Annotated in this window: 13 protein-coding genes; 10 read left to right on the top strand and 3 right to left on the bottom strand. The window is 60.7% G+C overall.

Features of this window, described 5'->3' with window-relative positions; genetic code table 11:
- Window positions 1-13 precede the first annotated feature (13 nt).
- The 3 genes from HMPREF2765_RS04095 to HMPREF2765_RS09175 all read right to left on the bottom strand — a co-directional run bounded on the left by HMPREF2765_RS04095 (window position 14) and on the right by HMPREF2765_RS09175 (window position 4,653).
- On the bottom strand, window positions 14-2,923 hold the full coding sequence (locus HMPREF2765_RS04095) for an FAD-binding and (Fe-S)-binding domain-containing protein (RefSeq protein ID WP_070604355.1): 2,910 nt from the start codon (window positions 2,921-2,923) through the stop codon (window positions 14-16).
- A gap of 363 nt (window positions 2,924-3,286) precedes the next feature.
- Window positions 3,287-4,282 (bottom strand): restriction endonuclease, encoded by a 996-nt coding sequence (locus HMPREF2765_RS04090; protein ID WP_070604353.1) that lies wholly within the window; start codon window positions 4,280-4,282, stop codon window positions 3,287-3,289.
- 140 nt (window positions 4,283-4,422) lie between these two features.
- Window positions 4,423-4,653 carry a hypothetical protein gene (locus tag HMPREF2765_RS09175; protein WP_141744435.1) on the bottom strand — a complete coding sequence of 77 codons (231 nt, stop codon included), beginning with the start codon at window positions 4,651-4,653 and terminating at the stop codon, window positions 4,423-4,425.
- A 113-nt stretch (window positions 4,654-4,766) separates the two neighbouring features.
- Between HMPREF2765_RS09175 and HMPREF2765_RS04085 the strand changes: the two genes are divergently transcribed.
- The 10 genes from HMPREF2765_RS04085 (at window position 4,767) to ruvB (ending at window position 15,949) form a co-directional block, all read left to right on the top strand.
- Window positions 4,767-6,479 carry a potassium channel family protein gene (locus HMPREF2765_RS04085; RefSeq protein ID WP_070604351.1) on the top strand — a complete coding sequence of 571 codons (1,713 nt, stop codon included), beginning with the start codon at window positions 4,767-4,769 and terminating at the stop codon, window positions 6,477-6,479.
- Window positions 6,480-6,972: 493 nt separating this feature from the next.
- Window positions 6,973-7,635: a hypothetical protein gene (locus HMPREF2765_RS04080; RefSeq protein ID WP_049345526.1), complete on the top strand. Its 663-nt coding sequence runs from the start codon at window positions 6,973-6,975 to the stop codon at window positions 7,633-7,635.
- Between the two features lie 87 nt (window positions 7,636-7,722).
- Window positions 7,723-8,298 carry an HIT family protein gene (locus tag HMPREF2765_RS04075; protein ID WP_049342029.1) on the top strand — a complete coding sequence of 192 codons (576 nt, stop codon included), beginning with the start codon at window positions 7,723-7,725 and terminating at the stop codon, window positions 8,296-8,298.
- A gap of 501 nt (window positions 8,299-8,799) precedes the next feature.
- Complete coding sequence (locus HMPREF2765_RS04070) at window positions 8,800-9,981, top strand: hypothetical protein (protein ID WP_049342028.1); 1,182 nt, start codon at window positions 8,800-8,802, stop codon at window positions 9,979-9,981.
- A 78-nt stretch (window positions 9,982-10,059) separates the two neighbouring features.
- Window positions 10,060-11,343 (top strand): Mur ligase family protein, encoded by a 1,284-nt coding sequence (locus tag HMPREF2765_RS04065; RefSeq protein WP_070604348.1) that lies wholly within the window; start codon window positions 10,060-10,062, stop codon window positions 11,341-11,343.
- Window positions 11,343-12,110 carry a type 1 glutamine amidotransferase gene (locus HMPREF2765_RS04060; RefSeq protein ID WP_070604346.1) on the top strand — a complete coding sequence of 256 codons (768 nt, stop codon included), beginning with the start codon at window positions 11,343-11,345 and terminating at the stop codon, window positions 12,108-12,110. The genes HMPREF2765_RS04065 and HMPREF2765_RS04060 overlap by 1 nt, the downstream gene beginning before the upstream one ends.
- A 132-nt stretch (window positions 12,111-12,242) precedes the next feature.
- Window positions 12,243-13,001, top strand: a complete 759-nt coding sequence (locus tag HMPREF2765_RS04055) for a YebC/PmpR family DNA-binding transcriptional regulator (RefSeq protein WP_049342025.1) — start codon at window positions 12,243-12,245, stop codon at window positions 12,999-13,001.
- A gap of 298 nt (window positions 13,002-13,299) precedes the next feature.
- A complete protein-coding gene (ruvC, locus tag HMPREF2765_RS04050) occupies window positions 13,300-13,956 on the top strand; it encodes a crossover junction endodeoxyribonuclease RuvC (RefSeq protein ID WP_049353273.1) in 657 nt (218 codons plus the stop codon).
- A 214-nt stretch (window positions 13,957-14,170) separates the two neighbouring features.
- Window positions 14,171-14,791, top strand: coding sequence for a Holliday junction branch migration protein RuvA (ruvA, locus tag HMPREF2765_RS04045; protein ID WP_005505871.1), 621 nt, complete (start codon window positions 14,171-14,173; stop codon window positions 14,789-14,791).
- Between the two features lie 171 nt (window positions 14,792-14,962).
- On the top strand, window positions 14,963-15,949 hold the full coding sequence (gene ruvB / locus HMPREF2765_RS04040; protein ID WP_172855776.1) for a Holliday junction branch migration DNA helicase RuvB: 987 nt from the start codon (window positions 14,963-14,965) through the stop codon (window positions 15,947-15,949).
- Window positions 15,950-16,263: the final 314 nt, after the last annotated feature.

Here is a 16,263-nt window from a genome sequence, read left to right as displayed (position 1 = left end):
TGCGCTCAGCCCTTTAGCGGGTGGTGCGTTCCAGCAGCTGCAACACGTTCTGGTAGCTGTGGCCGGTCGCCTCCGTCATACCCTGCTCACAGGTGCGGTTCGCCGAAATGTATGCGGCGAACTGCTTCTGCTCGCTCAGCTCCGCAGCCTCCGCCTCCGTAGCGCTCGCAGTCAGCTCAGGGTGCAGCATACCGCGGTCACCCGCATAACCACAGCAACCCCAGTGCTTCGGCACGTACACGTCGGCACTCATCGCGTTCGCAATCTTCTCAAACGCAGGCTGAGTACCCAGGTGAGTCATGGAGCAGGTCGGGTGCAGCGCAACCGACGGCAGGGGAGCAGACACAGTCAGCTTGTCCAGCATGTTATCGGCGGCGAACTGCACCGCATCGTACATGCGCAGACGCGAGTAGTCCGGCTCACCCGGCTTCAGGCCGTTCACGATCTTGTGCTCAAGCGCCTTAATAACCTTCTCGCGCATCACCTCAAGACCCTCAGTACAGGACGAAGCATCACACACGACCGGCAGGCGGCCACCGTCAGTAGCCTCCCACAGGGACTTCAGCACACGGTCGCTCATGATCGAGTAGCCGTCGGTGAAGCCCTTCGACTTCCACGGGGTGGAGCAGCACATCTCACCAATATTGTCCGGGATGCGGTACTTCACGCCCGCACGCTCGCACAGGCGAATGAACGCCTGGGTTGCGTTGACCGGGTCGTGCTTACCGTCGCCGTCCACACCGCCGAACATGGAGTTCACGCAAGCGGGGAAGAACACAATCTCAGCGGTTGCGTCCTTGTGCGGCTTACGTGCCGGGCCACCGACCGGCAGGTCCTTCTTGTAGGAAGGAACCGTGTCGTCGCCCATGACCTTACGGGCAATGTTGGTGGTGCCGTGCACCACGGGGAACGGCAGCTTCTTAGCCACAGTCAGGGACTTACCGGCAACCTTATCCATGATGCCCCACTGCTGTGCGGCGATCTTCCAGCCGGTAGCGGCCAGCTTGTCCTGGTTCTCAGAACGCAGGCGGCGAATCAGGTCACCGGTGTTGATGTTCACGGGGCAGCGGGTCTGGCACATGCCGTCCACAGCACAGGTCTCAATGCCGTAGTACTCGTACTCCTTACGCAGGCGCTCAGCGAGCTCGTGATCGCCGTTCACCTCAGCGGCAGCAATCTCACGGCGCAGCACAATACGCTTACGGGGGGTCAAAGTCAGGTTGCGGGAGGGGCAGACCGGCTCACAGTAGCCGCACTCCACACAGCGGTCGACTTCTTCCTCGACGGTTTCGGCGACCTTCAGATCGGTCACGTAGTCGGTGTCCGGCTCGGCGAGCAGAACACCGGGGTTCATGAAGCCCTTCGGGTCAATGAGGCGCTTAATCTGGCGCATCACGTCGAAGAGTTCCTCACCGAACTGGCGGCTTACGAACGGAGCCATGATACGGCCGGTACCGTGCTCAGCCTTCAGCGAGCCGTCAGCGGCAAGAATCAGCTGAACCATTTCTTCAGTGAAGTCGCGGTAGCGGTCCAGCTGCTTCGGGTCGCGGAACTGCTCGTTCAGCATGAAGTGGATGTTACCGTCCTTCGCGTGACCGAAGATCACGGAGTCCTGGTAGCCGTGCGAGTCGAACAGCTTGGTCAGGTCGCTACAGGTGTTGCCCAGAACCTCAACAGGAACAACCACGTCTTCCAGCAGTGCGTTAGTGCCGGAGCGGCGGTTACCCGCAACGGTGGTGTACAGGCCGCGGCGTGCCGCCCACAGTGCGTTACGCTCAGACAGCTTGCTGGTCATCGACACCGGCGAAGCCACCGGCAGGCTCTTAAACATGGGTGCCGCAGCGGCAGCCAGGTCGCTCAGCTCCTGCTCGGAGTTGCCCTGGAACTCAACCAGCAGAGCGGCGTGGTCCTTCACGTCGATGGCGGCGAGCGCCTCCGCAGCCTGGCCGGTACGCTGAGCCACACGAATACTGGTGGCGTCCATCAGCTCGACGGTTGCCAGCTTGTTAGCAACCAGTTCGGGCACGGAGCGTGCAGCATCAATCAGGTTGTCGAACACGAGCAGGCCGGTGGAAATGTTCTTCAGAATCGGCAGGGTGCGGTAGGTTGCCGAAGCAACAAAACCGAGGGTGCCTTCCGAACCAATCAGCAGGTGCTGCAGAATGTCCACGGGGGTTTCAAAGTCGACCAGGGAGTTCAGGCCGTAACCCATGGTGTTCTTCATGGAGTACTGCTGGCGGATCTTCGCCATGGATTCGGGGTTCTCGGTGACGCGCTTGCGCAGGCGCAGCAGGCCCTCGTGAAGTTCAGGTTCGAGGGAGCGCAGCTTCTGGTCAGCGTCCGGCTCAGCGGTGTCGATGATAGTGCCGCTGGGGAGCACGAACACCATGGAGTCCAGGGTGTTGTACGTGTTGTACTTGGTGCCCGAAGACATGCCGGAGGAGTTGTTCGCGACCACACCACCGATGGTGCAGGCGGACCAGGATGCCGGGTCGGGGCCGAGCTTGTAGCCGTAGGGTGCCAGGTAGTTGTTGACCATCATGATGGTCGCGCCGGGCTGTACGCGCACTTTCTTGCCGTCTTCAAGGACTTCAATCTTCTTGAAGTGGCGGCGGGTGTCGACCATGAGGCCGTCGCCGCTTGCCTGGCCGGAGAGGGAGGTGCCGCCAGAGCGGAAGGTCAGCGGCAGGCCGAGGTCGCCGGCTGCGCGGAAGATATTGGCGACATCTTCGGCGGAATCGGGACGAATCAGGCCGGCAGGCACGAGCAGGTAGTGGGATGCGTCGTGTGCAATAGCGAGGCGTTCGAGTTCGGAGACGCTGGATTCGACTGCCTCGGCGCGTGCGTCGCTGAGCAGGCGCTTGAGGGTGTCCTCGTAGGGGGAATTGAGGGCTTCAGATGTATTTGACACAACGGTGGTCATGATCTTGCTTCCTTACTGGTGACAGGTGTGTGAATGCTGTCTTTATTCCAGTATGTTCCTTTGAACGCCGTCTTTTCTGGTTAGTTATGGCTAAGCTTGGCGACTACTTGTCACCATACGGGGTGTCGGTTTTACACCGAAGCGAGCGGCGGGGTGTGCCGCGTGTTGGCGGGCTTCCCGGGGGTATTATGCTCATCGTGCGGGGTTGCTCGAGCGTATCTGTGGAGGCGCGCCCACCTCCCACAATCCGGTTTGAGTTTTTCTTAGGCGCGGCCGCCGAGGGCCGTAACATTCCAGCGGCTAACCCAAAAGAAAGCGTGGGGCAGAAAGCTACATGCTTTCCACCCCACGCTTGTGTAACGTTTAGGCTTCGTCGAAGAAGTCCTCATCAAGCTTCATGATGGTGTACGTGCGTGCCACCTGTACGCCAACACCGTACTTAATCATGAGGCGCGCCAGGTGCTCACCATCAATCAGAACGAGGGAAACTCCGCCACCAAGTTCCTCCGCATAGCCGCGTGCGTCAGACGTATAGGAGCTCGACGTGATGAACACTCCCTGCGTTGCCTTGCCATGCAGTGCGCCCACAAAGCTCTGAAGGGCAGGGCGTCCCACCACATTGTCCTTGGCGTAACGCTTAGCCTGGACATAAATCTTTGAAAGACCCAACGCATCCTGGTCAATGATTCCGTCCATGCCGCCGTCATTGGAAGCCGGAGTAACGGTGCCGCGTCCTGCCGGGCCGCCGTAGCCCATCGCCAACAGAACATCCACCACCAGATGCTCAAAAGCAGTCGGAGACATTGCGCGGACGCGTTCCAAAATATCGTGCGTCAGCGCGGACTCAATCTGAGTGATGCTTTCATCAATGAGTTCCTGCGGGGTGCTATCAGACACCTCAGAGGGTGCAGTCGTGACGGCAACAGTCTTGGTAGCGGTCTTCGGGGTTTCCTGCGGGTCCTGCTCGGAACTATCAGACTGGGAACGCTCACGCGTGCTGCGGGCGGAACGAACGATATGCGCGACGACATCATCGGGGATGCCCCCAGGATGAGCCTCAATCAGCTTCAAGCCTTCGTCAGAAATAACCTGCTGACCGCGGCGAGGGGAATCAACCGCACCGAACATCTTGAGATAGGTCAAGCCCCAACTAATGCGGTCCACATAGACGGGACGCTTGCCGTTCGGCAGGTAGGGTAGTAGCTGCTCGTCAGAAAGCGGGTAGCGCTCTGCTACAGCGCTATAAATCTCTTTATTGGTGCGGGAGTTGCCGTCAGATAGGTAAGCAAGAATGCTGGGAATGAATTCGTAGAACTTGGGAAGTTCAACCTCAGTGGTATCAGGCGACTGAGCGGTCATCGGTGTATCTCCATTGATTGATAACGGCTGGTTAATAACGGCGGGTAGTCCGTTCTTAATATACCTCTAATACAAAAGATAATCGTTACCAGAGGTGCCTGTTTTCCCTTGTGCAGGCTTTATTAGCGCCGCAGCTGCTCTTAGGCACGCCCGCCGAGGGCCGTAACATTCCAGCTAGCAGTACTATCAGAAGTCACCACACCACAAAATAGGGGAGAACCCGCCGAAGCACGCACCCCCAAATCCTCCACAAACACGCGGCCACCCGCAGGCACACTACGCTCCTTACGATCCACACCCGCACAATACACCGTCATCTTCGCACCCGAACGGTTCTCCACCGCAACCGAACCGCCGCCCGATTTCGACACAGTATCGTGCACAAAACCGCGGTGTAAAGACCGCCGCCCAAAGGTCACAGCACAAGGTCACAGTGCAACGAAATAGAAACGCAAACGCAACGGCGTGGAGTATCATTCACACTATGGATAAGGCAGAACAGAACCAGACAGACAACACGGTAAAGAACGGCACAGCACCCAATACCTCGGGGAATACCTCGGGCAATATTCCGGGGAACAGCCCGGTGGGTGCGTCTGCGCGCCCTGAAACTGTTGCATCTGAAACTACCGCATCTGAAGCCGCCGCTGAGAATACCACGAAGGCTGGTTATACCCAGTCGGCACCGGCAGAATCCAGTGCCGCCAAAACTAGTGCTGCAGCAAGTAGCCCCGCAGAGGCTACCGCCCCCGGCATGGAGGCAGTACAGGTTGATGCCGTGCAGATTGATAGCGCCCGCCTGGACAGCACCCACTCCGTCTACTCCACCGACCTGGACCCCGACGACTACGAAGAGGTCGTCGAAGAATACGCCACCACCGACGCGCCGGACGGTACGCACCGCGAGGAGCGTCGCATCACCCGCACCACGCATCACCCGCACGGCAAGGGCGACCAGAAAGCTGGCACTCCGAATACGGGCTCCCCGAAAGCAGGCACTCAGGGCAACCCCGATGATGCCGCCGAGATAATCGATGCGGGCGAACCCGAAACGCACACCACGACCATTCGCACGGTCACCCGCACCGTCACGGACCCGCCGCGTCGCGCCCCGCGCACCCGCCTGTTCCGCACGCTCAGCAAGTACCGCGGCGAGAAGAACCTGGCGGCGTGGGAGGAACGCTCCTCCACGCCCATGTTCGTGGCGTCCGTACTGTACCTGCTCGCGTTCGCCGCGCCCATCATGAGCACACGCATTCAGGAGCCGTACGACGCGTACCTCAACATCATTCAGATGATCCTGTGGGGCCTATTCGCCGCCGACTACTGCATTCGCCTGTACTTGGCGCCGCGGCGACTCTACTTCATCACGCATAACCTGATGAACCTGGCGATTGTGCTGCTGCCCGCGTGGCGTATTGTCAGCTTCCTCTCCATGATTTATATGACCGCCAACCGCCAATATAAGAGGCTCTCAGAGCTGGCGGTGAAGCTCTTCGGATACACCGCGATCTTCATCATCATGTTTGCCCTGTCGATCTATTCGGTGGAGTCCTCCGAGCCGGGCGCGATGATTCGTGACCTGCCCACCGCCTACTGGTGGATGTTCACGACCCTCACCACGGTCGGCTACGGAGACGTTTACCCGGTCACCGGTATCGGCAGGGTCATCGCCGTGATCGTCATGCTGTACGGCGGGGGCTTGGTCGCGGTTGCTACCGGTGCGCTCGCGAGCTGGATTATCGAAAAGTTTGGTGGCAGGGAGGAGCAGGAGTACCCCGCAACCAAGGCTGACGTGGACGATCTTCGCCAGGAGATTTCTGAGTTGCGTGCCCTGCTGGCTCGTGAGTATGCGCGCCGTGAAGCCCGCGACTACACGTTGCGTGAGGTCGTGGATGAAGACGGTGTGCACCCGGTTCCTTCGGATGCGGAGGCGGCACACCGCGCCGGTTTCAGCGCCGCCGCGGGCTTTACTGCCCCTGGTACTCCTGGCGCTCCGGGTGCTGCTGCGGCAGCTTCTGCGGAGGCTACCCCGAACACCGCGCCCGGCGCCGCGCGGGCTGGTGAACCTGCCGACTCCTCGGCATCTCATGAGGTTGCGGTGCGCGAGCAGGAGCCGGTCGCCCTGCTGGAGGAGACCCGCCAGACGTTCACGATTATTCGTGAGAAGTTCTCGCTACGTTCCCGCAAGCAGTAGTCCGCTCGCAAATACCCTGCGGACAGTAACCGGGCTGTAGCGGCTCGGTTGCGGTAGCGCAGATAGCAGCGCAGATATAACAGTTCAGTTGAGGCTTGGCGCTCAAACCCACACCGCATACTTATTGAAGCGGTGGGTTTGGGTGCCGAGCCCACGCGAAGGCAAGACGAAGGCAAGAAAATTGCCGCCCACGCCACCGTGCGGGATATTTCGCCTTGTCGAGGCAAAATTAGCCCGTGGAGAGTGCAAATTGGGGCTCGTGTGCGCGAAAAACCCCTCAACTTAAGATCTAATGTGACCAAACTATCTTTTAAAAATGGCCGCCACTGGTGAAACTCCTAGCCAGAGCCTATAAACTATCTACCGTGCCGGTTATCGAACGCCCTGTAGCCTCAATGCGCTACGGGGTGTCGTCGTATCCCCACCTCACTCACGGGGAGGCACCACTCAACTCACAAACTCACTCAAACACATACTCTGTTAGGACACGTTCGTGGTACCTAAGTCCACTCTGGGCGCGCTCGCTCTACTCGGCGCGCTCTCTCTCACCGCGTGTGCACCCGCACCGAATAACGCCTCCGCAAGTGCGGTTGTTGACCCCGCAGCTTTTGAAACCGTCGAGCCTAGTGCCGTTTCCGCCCCCGGCGATGACAGCACCGGAATTAAGGCGGCGGTTAATGCCTCGCATGACCCGTCGATTCACCCGGCTGCGACCCAGCCTACTGAGACCCCCGCGCCGGCGGGTGCCGGTAGCTATACGCCGGATGCTCAGGAACAGACCGCATACACCGCGGCGCCCATGCCTTCCTCGGCAGCCGTTGCGCGCTCGCAGAAAATCATGGACGGCACCTGGGTTCAGCAGGACTCTACCAACCTTGAGAACTACATGGACGCAGTCATTCACGACGGCATTATCGAGGTCACCTACCACCTGAACCACGAAGAGCTGGCAACCCCCTTCTGGGCTGGCACTTTCGAGGCGAAGACCGGCAACTTCAGCTACATTTCGCACGTGGACCACGCGAAGCTGAGCCACGCACCGTACGCCTCCGATAAGGAAACCAAGGAATTCGTCATGGAGGACGGCGTGCTGAGCTTCCCCATGACCTTTGAGGGTGCCACCCGCATCATTCACCTGGAAAAGCAGCACAGCTAAGCGCGCTGCCGGGGGAGTTATCTCATATCTGGCACGCATGACGGACGGGGCGTTCCTGTTGCCGCGTGTGGGTTATAGAATGGGACTATGAGCGAGAACACGACCCCCGAGCACGGCACCGCAGCCTCGGTGCAGGATTCCTTCGAGCTGCCCGGCGCACCGGACCAATTCCAGCGCCTGTGGACCCCTCACCGCACCGCCTACGTGAGCGGCGGCCAGAAGGATTACACCGAGAAGACCTGCCCCTTCTGCACTGCGCCCAGCCGCAGTGACGAGGAGTCGCTGATTGTGCACCGCGGCGAGCATGCCTTCGTGATTCTCAACCTCTACCCGTACAACCCCGGCCACCTACTGGTCTGCCCGTACCGCCACATCCCGTTCTACGACGATGCGACCGAGGCAGAAACCATGGAGATTGCGCAGCTGACGCAGCTTGCCATGAAGGTTCTGCGCGAGGTGTCGCATAATGACGGCTTCAACATTGGCATAAATCAGGGCAAGGTTGGCGGCGCGGGCATTGCTGATCACCTGCATCAGCACATTCTGCCGCGCTGGAGTGGAGACACGAATTTCCTGCCGATTATCGCTCACACCAAGACTATGTCCCGCACGCTGGACGATATGCGTGTGGCCATTGCGGAGGGGTTTGCCCGCCTCAGCTAGATGGCCCGGTGCGCCGGTTGAGAGGCTTGGTGAGTTTGCGAATCTGCACTCATTGCTTCAATTTGCAAACCAGTGCAGAAAAAATTTGCTTCATAAATGCGTAGATTAGGCAGTCGACGCGTATTTGAATGATGTTATGTCCATTGGATATGGCAAAGTTTTAAATGCAGCGACGCTGTTGGGAAGCTTCCGGCTTCCAGAAACACCGCATAGCTCACCGAAAAATAGCGGTCACCGATCGCTTTCGGGCTTGGCAGGGTAAGCGCCCTGCCTCAACCACAGAGGTCAGCGCCTCAGCTGAGAACCCACCCCGCCGTGCGTGAACGCACGGCAACACTGCGAGGGGTGCGGATCAGCGTGAAGGACGCTGGCCTCTTTTTGTGTTCTGCGGATGCGCGTGGCAGATGCGTGTGGGGGCGAGCGCGCCGGTCGTGCCGCGAACCGCCAGAGCCGTTAGATTTGCCAGCACTAGATGTACCAGACCCGCTAGAGTGGAATGCTATGGACTACCCCAACCTGCTTGAGACTGCTTTCGACGAGTTTAGTGCTGCGCCCGCCGCCGGTGATTCCGCAGGCGCACCGCAGCTACTCATCTGGAGGCAGATCCGCTGGTCCAACCGCCGCCCGCTCATTGAGGTGGAACCGGTCGTGCCCGGCGGGGTCGCTGAAGGAGCTCATAACCGGGCATCTCAAGCGGCGGGGGCGCCCCATATGACGGGGGAGAGCGCCCCTAACCGGGAAAGTAGCCCCGCGCAGCGTGGCGTTCCGAGCGGGGTTCGCATCCAGATTCCGTTGACTCCCGGCGCCTACCTGGGGTTGCGTATTCCGCGCGATAGCGAGGGGGAACTCTACCGCTACTGCGCCGGCTACACCACCGGCACGAGCAATGACGCCGCCCCCGAATCCGCGGGAATCCGCCGCGTACCCTGCCCCGAGGGCACCCGCATCCAGCGTGGCCAGCAGTGCCCGCGCTGTACCGCCCGCGACGAATTTACCGCCCTGCACAGCGCGCACCTGTACCCCGGAACGCTCACCGAATCCATGCGCGCCTACGCCATGCTGGAGCATCGCCTCTACATCGCGACTTTCCCGGACGGCACGCACAAGGTCGGCACGAGCTCCCTGCATTCGACCCCGCGCCGCCTGGACGAGCAGGCGGTCGCCACCGCCACCTACATTGCGCTCGCACCCGACGGGCTTGCTATTCGCCGCGCCGAGGACGCCGTGACCGCTCTCGCGAAGATTCCGCAGGTCAAGCAGGTGGCGAGCAAGTACCGCGCCTGGACGAACCCGTTGCCCGGCGCGCAGCTTCGTGTTGCCCATCAGGAGGCGGTCGCCCGCGCCCGCGAAGTGCTCGCCGAACTGGCACGCACCGAGCCGGAGGTGCCGCTCACCGCCCTGGATGAGCCGTGGATTCCGTCGCTCGCCATGAACCGTCCGTATGCGGCTCTGCGCGCGCAATCGCCCGAACCGCTGGCGCCCTGTGATCCTGGTTTGGGCGATTCCGGTACCGAGGACGGGGCGGCTGGTTTCTTCTGCACGGGCGCGGCGGGTCAGTTTCTGAGTGCCCACACCGGCGATGCTGACGCGGCGTTCCTGGTGAATACTGCCGCGTGGCGGAACGTGTTGGTGGAGCCGGCGCAGGAGTTCACGCGGGTGAGGGTGCAGGGCTCGCTGTTCTAATACCCCCGCACCCCGCCCCGTCCGGCATGAGCGAACGAGCCCGGCGGGCCATTCAGCCGCTGGCGTGCGTGTACTAAAATGGTAAGCATGTCCAAACCCCTCATTCGTCTTCTCGGCCAGGGCGTACGCGCCGCGACTAAGCTTCGCGGCGGCGGCTCCGCCTTCCCCGGCCTTGTCATGGAAAAATTGCACCCCGACTTCGTCGCTGAAGAGCTCGCGAAGCTGCCCTACGGTGTGGTTGTTGTCTCCGGCACGAACGGTAAGACCACCACCACGAAGATGGCTGTGCAGCTGCTTGAAGCTCAGGGTCTGAAGGTTTTCACTAACCGCACCGGTTCGAACTTTGTGCGCGGTGTCGCCGCGGCACTGCTGGGCGAGATGACCCTCGGCGGCAAGCTTGACGCTGATATCGCTGTGCTTGAGCTGGACGAGGCGCACGCCGTGCACTTCGTCAAGGCCGTCAAGCCCGATTACGCTCTGCTGCTGAATGTTCTGCGTGACCAGCTGGACCGCTTCGGTGAGATTGACACGACCCGCCGCATGCTGGCGACTGTCGCCTCCGCAACGACCGGTACCGTGGTGCTCAACCGTGAGGACCCGCGCATCCGCTCCCTCGCTGAGAACGTGCAACCGGGCGTGACCGTCAAGTATTACGGTCTGGATGAGTCCCTGCGCTCGTACTTCCCCTCGGATGATGAGATGCGCGGCGGCACTGTCGCGAAGGCAACCCTGCCCGAGGCTGACGTCACCCTGACCGCGTTCTCCGGCACCTCCGCTACGTTCGACCTGGCGGGTGTGGAGCGAGTCGGCGAGATTAACCTCTACGGCATTTACAACATCTTCAACGCGGCTGGCGCTATGGCGCTGACCCGCGCCGTCATGGGCGAGAAGCTCAACGAAGATAAGCTCATCGCCGAGCTGGCGAAGATTACCCCCGCCTTCGGTCGCGGTGAGACTCTGAACGTGAACGGCCGCCCGCTGCAGCTGCTGCTGGTGAAGAACCCGAGCGGTTTCCGCCTGTCCCTGGCGAGCGCGAACGCTGACGACTACGCCACCATGATCACGATTAACGACCAGTACGCTGACGGTCGCGACGTGTCCTGGCTGTGGGATGTTGACTTCGACAGCTTGCAGAAGACCGGCGTGCAGATGGTTTCGGGTGTGCGTGCCTGGGATATGGCGCTGCGTCTGGAGCATGACGGCGTGAAGGTTGACGAGGTCAACGAGAACCTCGCTGATGCGCTCAAGCAGTTTATTGCTTCCAGTGGTACTGCGCCCATGCGTATTTTCTGCACCTACACCGCAATGCTGGCTCTGCGTGAAGAGCTTGCAAAGATCACTGACGTTGAGAGGGTCTCCTAATGACGGCAACTCACACTTTTGAGGGCACCCCCGCCTCCGGCCCCAATAACGGTAAGACTCTGCGTATTCTGCAGCTGTACCCGCTCGACATGAACATTTACGGCGACTGGGGTAACACTCTGGCGTTGGCTCGTCGCGCGCAGGCGCACGGCTTTGACGTGCAGATTCTGGACCACAACCCCGGTCAGCCTTTCCCGGAAGATGTTGACATTATTCTGGGCGGTGGCGGTCAGGACTCCGGTCAGTCCGTGATTCAGGATGACCTGCACGCGAACGGTGATACGCTGCGCTCGCTGGCTGAGGCTGGCGTGCCGATGCTCGTCATTTGTGGCCTGTACCAGCTGTTCGGCAAGGAATTCCGCACCCGTGAGGGTGAGGTGCTGAAGGGTATCGGCATTTTTGATGCGCACACGGTCGGCGGCGATGACCGCCTGATCGGCAATATTGTTGCGGAGTCTGAGGAGTTCGGCACCGTGATTGGTTTTGAGAACCACTCGGGCCTGACTTACCTGGGTTCCGGCTGCACCCCGCTGGCTACCGTCACCAAGGGTGAGGGCAACAACGTGACCGATGCGTATGAGGGTGCGCGCGTGCACAACGTGATTGGCACCTACCTGCACGGTTCGCTGCTGCCGAAGAACCCGAAGATTTCGGACTACCTGATTGAGCAGGCGGCTAAGCGTAAGTTTGGCGAGTTCACGCCGAACACGATTGACGACTCGCTGGTGGAGAAGGCGCGCGCTTCGGCTGCGTCCCGCCCCCGCTAGCCTATTCCTGGTGGTGGCGTGCACTTTCTGAGGTGGTGTGCGCCTCCGCTACGGTATAGTTATGTGAGTACAGTACGGTGCGTGGGACGTTTCGCCGTGTCCGCACGGAGGTTTTGACTAAGGGAGATACGAATGTCCGGTCACTCTAAATGGGCGACTACTAAGCACAAGAAGGCTGCTATCGACGCTAAGCGCGCGAAGGCTTTCGCGAAGTTCATTAAGGCTATTGAGGTTGCGGCACGTATGGGTGGCGCCGATATCGCCGGTAACCCCGCTCTTGACCTTGCTGTGTCGAAGGCGAAGAAGAACTCCGTCCCCAACGACAACATCGACCGCGCTATCAAGCGTGGCGCCGGCCTGACCGGTGAGACCATCGACTACACCGAGATTATGTACGAGGCACGCGGCCCGCAGGGTACCGCCCTGTACATCGAGTGTCTGACCGATAACCGTAACCGTGCAGCGTCTGAGGTTCGCCTGGCTGTGACCCGTAACGGCGGCACCATGGCTGACCAGGGTTCGGTTGCGTTCCTGTTCGAGCGTAAGGGCGTTGCTGAGGTCACCAAGACCGACGGTCTGACCGAGGACGACGTTCTGATGGCTGTTCTGGATGCAGGTGCCGAAGAGGTTCTGGACGAGGGCGATATTTTCACCGTTGTTTCCGCAGCGACCGACCTGCCCGAGATCCGTAAGGCACTGGACGAGGCTGGCCTGGAGTACAACAACGACGACCCGGTCTTCCGCCCGACCATGCAGGTCGACCTGGACGCCGAGGGCGCCAAGAAGTTCCTGAAGCTGGCAGACGCTATTGAAGAGCTCGACGACGTTCAGAACGTCTACTCGAACGCTAACGTCTCTGACGAGGTTATGGCAGAGCTGGAAGCTGAGTAATCACTCGGATTCTGATATCTGATGCTTGAAGAAGCCGCTCCTTTAACCGAGCCGCCGTAGGGTGGCTGGTTGGGGGAGTGGCTTCTTAGCGTCTGGGGCTTTTTTGGGGATGTGCTGGGTACTTTTCGCGGGGCGCACGGTGACTGTTCTCGTGGTGATTGTTTACGCGGTGACCGTGTTCGTGGCACGCCCCGGTACCGGGTGCTAGGATTCTGAAGGGCTAGAATCTAGAGATTCTATAGGGAGTTTGTCGAAAGGGGAGATGATGGCTGCCGCTCAACCTGCCGCACGCGATAGCATGCGTGAAAACCGTACTGCCGCTGCCGTGGAGCGTGTGCCGGGTGCAACCCGCATCATGGGTGTTGACCCCGGTCTGACCCGCTGCGGCTTCTCCATGCTCGATATGACCGCCGACCGTAAGGCGCACTTCGTGAACGTGGGTGTTGCCGGCACGATCCCGGCGGAGTCCCTAGACCAGCGTATTCTCTGGATTTTCAACGCCGCCTCCCACTGGCTCGACACCTATAAGCCGGATGCCCTGGCGATTGAGCGCGTCTTTGCGCAGGAGCAGGTGAACACGGTGATTGGTACGGCGCACGCCTCGGGCGCGGTGATTTCTGCCGCGGCGATGCGCGGCGTGCCGGTGTTCTTCCATACGCCCTCCGAGGTGAAGGCGGCGGTGACCGGCAGCGGTCGCGCGGATAAGGCCTCGGTGGGCCGCATGGTGACCCGCATTCTGGGCTTGAACGCCATGCCGAAGCCCGCGGACGCGGCCGATGCGCTGGCCATCGCCATCTGTCACGGCTGGCGCGGCGGCGGCATCGGTTCGGGTATTAACATGTCGGCCCAGACGCAGACGCACCAGGGATCGCGGCCCGCGAAGGCTCGCCGTGCGGGTTCGCTGACCCCCGCGCAGCGCGCCTGGATGGAGGCGGAGGCGCGCGCTCGCCGCTAGAGGTGCCGTCGTGGGCTCCGGTGCCCCTCGCGCTGACTCTCGTATATTCGCTAAGAAGTTCGAATATATGCTTGATTTCAGAAGAAATATTCTAATATACTTGTAGTGTCTCCCCGTTGAACTGGGGGAGTGCGTTCTGTGGGTGCCGGAGTTCCCGGTGCCCTCACACTGCCGCGAACCTGATCCGGGGCGCGGTGTTGAAAGGTGGAGAGAAATGATTGCATCCTTGACCGGTCGTGTGGCTCAGGTGGGCCTTGATCATGCGGTGATTAACGTGAACGGTTTCGGCATGCTCGTGTACGCTACCGCACGTACTCTCTCCAAGCTGCGCACCGGTGAGGAAGCTACCGTGCTGACCACCATGATTGTGCGTGAAGAATCGATGACTCTGTACGGTTTTTCGGAGCCTGCCGAGCGTGAAGTGTTCGATATGATGCTTTCGGTTTCCGGTATTGGTCCGCGTATTGCTCTGGCGGTGTTGAGCGTTCACACTGCCGCTGAGGTGGAGCGCGCCGTGGCGACCGGTGACGATAAGGCGTTCACGAAGGTTCCCGGTATTGGCCCGAAGGGTGCCCGCCGTATTGTGCTGGAGCTTGCCGGCAAGCTGATTCTCAGCGATGGCCAGACCGATGAGCTGCCGCTGAGCCAGGGCATTGTCTGGAAGCCGCAGGTGCTTGACGCTCTCACCTCTCTGGGCTGGAGCGAGAAGGACGCTTCCGCCGCTATTGACGCTTACGTGCAGCACAACCCTGCCGCAGAGACTGAGCCGGTGGGTGTGGCTCTGCGTGGTGTGCTCGCCTCCTTGGGTACTCAGAACACGGTGGGCCGCCACTAAGCGGCGCGCCCTGTTCGACGTATCCCACTCAAACTTTTGTGAAAGAAGAATTCTATGAGCCAGAATCCCTATGAGCCGCAGCCCGCGGCGTCCCTGGTTTCCGGCGGGTATTTTCCCGGTCAGGTGCCCGGCACTCAGGCGTCTTCAGCTCCCGCCCAGCGCCTGGTGGCGATGGAAGAAGAGCCTGAAGAGAAGATGATTGAGGCGGCACTGCGCCCTAAGTCCCTGGATGACTTTGTGGGTCAGCGCCGTGTGCGTCAGCAGCTGTCCCTGGTGTTGGAGGCTTCGAAGATGCGTGGCCGTAGCGCCGACCATGTGCTGCTGTCGGGCCCTCCCGGTCTGGGTAAGACCACTCTCGCAATGATTATTGCGGCAGAGATGGAGGCGCCGCTGCGCATCACCTCCGGTCCGGCGATTCAGCATTCGGGTGATTTGGCGGCGATTCTGTCTTCGCTGACTCCCGGTGAGGTGTTGTTCCTGGATGAGATTCACCGTATGAGCCGCCCGGCTGAGGAAATGCTCTACATGGCGATGGAAGATTTCCGTGTGGACATTGTGGTCGGTAAGGGTGCGGGTGCGACTTCCATTCCGCTGGAGCTGCCGCAGTTCACTCTGGTGGGTGCGACGACCCGTGCGGGTCTGCTGCCCGGTCCTCTGCGTGACCGTTTCGGTTTTACCGGTCACCTGGAGTTCTACTCGGTGGAGGAGCTGGAGCTGGTGCTGCGCCGTAGCGCTGGTCTGATGGATATGCAGATTACCTCCGAGGGTTTCACCGAGATTGCCGGTCGTTCCCGCGGCACGCCGCGTATTGCGAACCGCCTGCTGCGTCGTGTGCGTGACTGGGCACTGGTCAACGGTGTGGACCGCATCAATGCGACCGATGCCGCAACCGCGCTGGACATGTACGAGGTAGATTCGCGCGGCCTGGACCGTCTGGACCGCGCCGTGCTGGAGGCGCTGATTCACAAGTTCGGCGGTGGCCCGGTGGGTCTGTCCACCCTCGCCATTGCGGTGGGTGAAGAGACGGAGACCGTGGAGACGGTTGCCGAGCCGTACCTGGTGCGTGAGGGCCTGATTGGTCGCACCCCGCGCGGTCGTGTGGCTCTGCCCGCGGCGTGGGAGCACCTCGGCTTGGAAGCCCCGGAGATTCAGCTCTAGATCCGTATCAGCTTTAGGTCGGCACCAGCTGATAACACTGTAGTAGCCCGTAGGAGGCAGTAACCTCCCGCGGGCTTCTCTGTGCCCCCGGTATCTCTTCTGCAGGGGCGGTAGTTCTTCTGCAGGCGCGGCAAGCTCTTCTACCGGTTCTGCAGGCTCCATCGAGCTCTGCCCGGCTCTGTCGGCGACATAAAATTACGCCGAGAGAGTCCAAAACTCAGGTTAACCTCACAAAAACGCTGGTTCGGGGCGCTAAAGCTCATGCTCTCGCGTAGGATGGATACGTACTGTATCTACGATTCCACACCTTCTGG

Source organism: Rothia sp. HMSC062H08, assembly GCF_001810775.1.
Taxonomy (GTDB): Bacteria; Actinomycetota; Actinomycetes; order Actinomycetales; family Micrococcaceae; genus Rothia.
Note: the sequence above shows the minus strand (reverse complement) of the source record. Positions and strands in the feature narration are given on the sequence as shown.

Bases quoted from the DNA above. Each gene is read 5' to 3' on its own strand.
- HMPREF2765_RS04095 (WP_070604355.1), bottom strand. From the start codon at position 2,923: ATGACCACCGTTGTGTCAAATACATCTGAAGCCCTCAATTCCCCCTAC.
- HMPREF2765_RS04090 (WP_070604353.1), bottom strand. From the start codon at position 4,282: ATGACCGCTCAGTCGCCTGATACCACTGAGGTTGAACTTCCCAAGTTC.
- HMPREF2765_RS04085 (WP_070604351.1), top strand. From the start codon at position 4,767: ATGGATAAGGCAGAACAGAACCAGACAGACAACACGGTAAAGAACGGC.
- HMPREF2765_RS04075 (WP_049342029.1), top strand. From the start codon at position 7,723: ATGAGCGAGAACACGACCCCCGAGCACGGCACCGCAGCCTCGGTGCAG.
- HMPREF2765_RS04070 (WP_049342028.1), top strand. From the start codon at position 8,800: ATGGACTACCCCAACCTGCTTGAGACTGCTTTCGACGAGTTTAGTGCT.
- HMPREF2765_RS04065 (WP_070604348.1), top strand. From the start codon at position 10,060: ATGGTAAGCATGTCCAAACCCCTCATTCGTCTTCTCGGCCAGGGCGTA.
- HMPREF2765_RS04060 (WP_070604346.1), top strand. From the start codon at position 11,343: ATGACGGCAACTCACACTTTTGAGGGCACCCCCGCCTCCGGCCCCAAT.
- HMPREF2765_RS04055 (WP_049342025.1), top strand. From the start codon at position 12,243: ATGTCCGGTCACTCTAAATGGGCGACTACTAAGCACAAGAAGGCTGCT.
- ruvC (WP_049353273.1), top strand. From the start codon at position 13,300: ATGCGTGAAAACCGTACTGCCGCTGCCGTGGAGCGTGTGCCGGGTGCA.
- ruvA (WP_005505871.1), top strand. From the start codon at position 14,171: ATGATTGCATCCTTGACCGGTCGTGTGGCTCAGGTGGGCCTTGATCAT.
- ruvB (WP_172855776.1), top strand. From the start codon at position 14,963: ATGGAAGAAGAGCCTGAAGAGAAGATGATTGAGGCGGCACTGCGCCCT.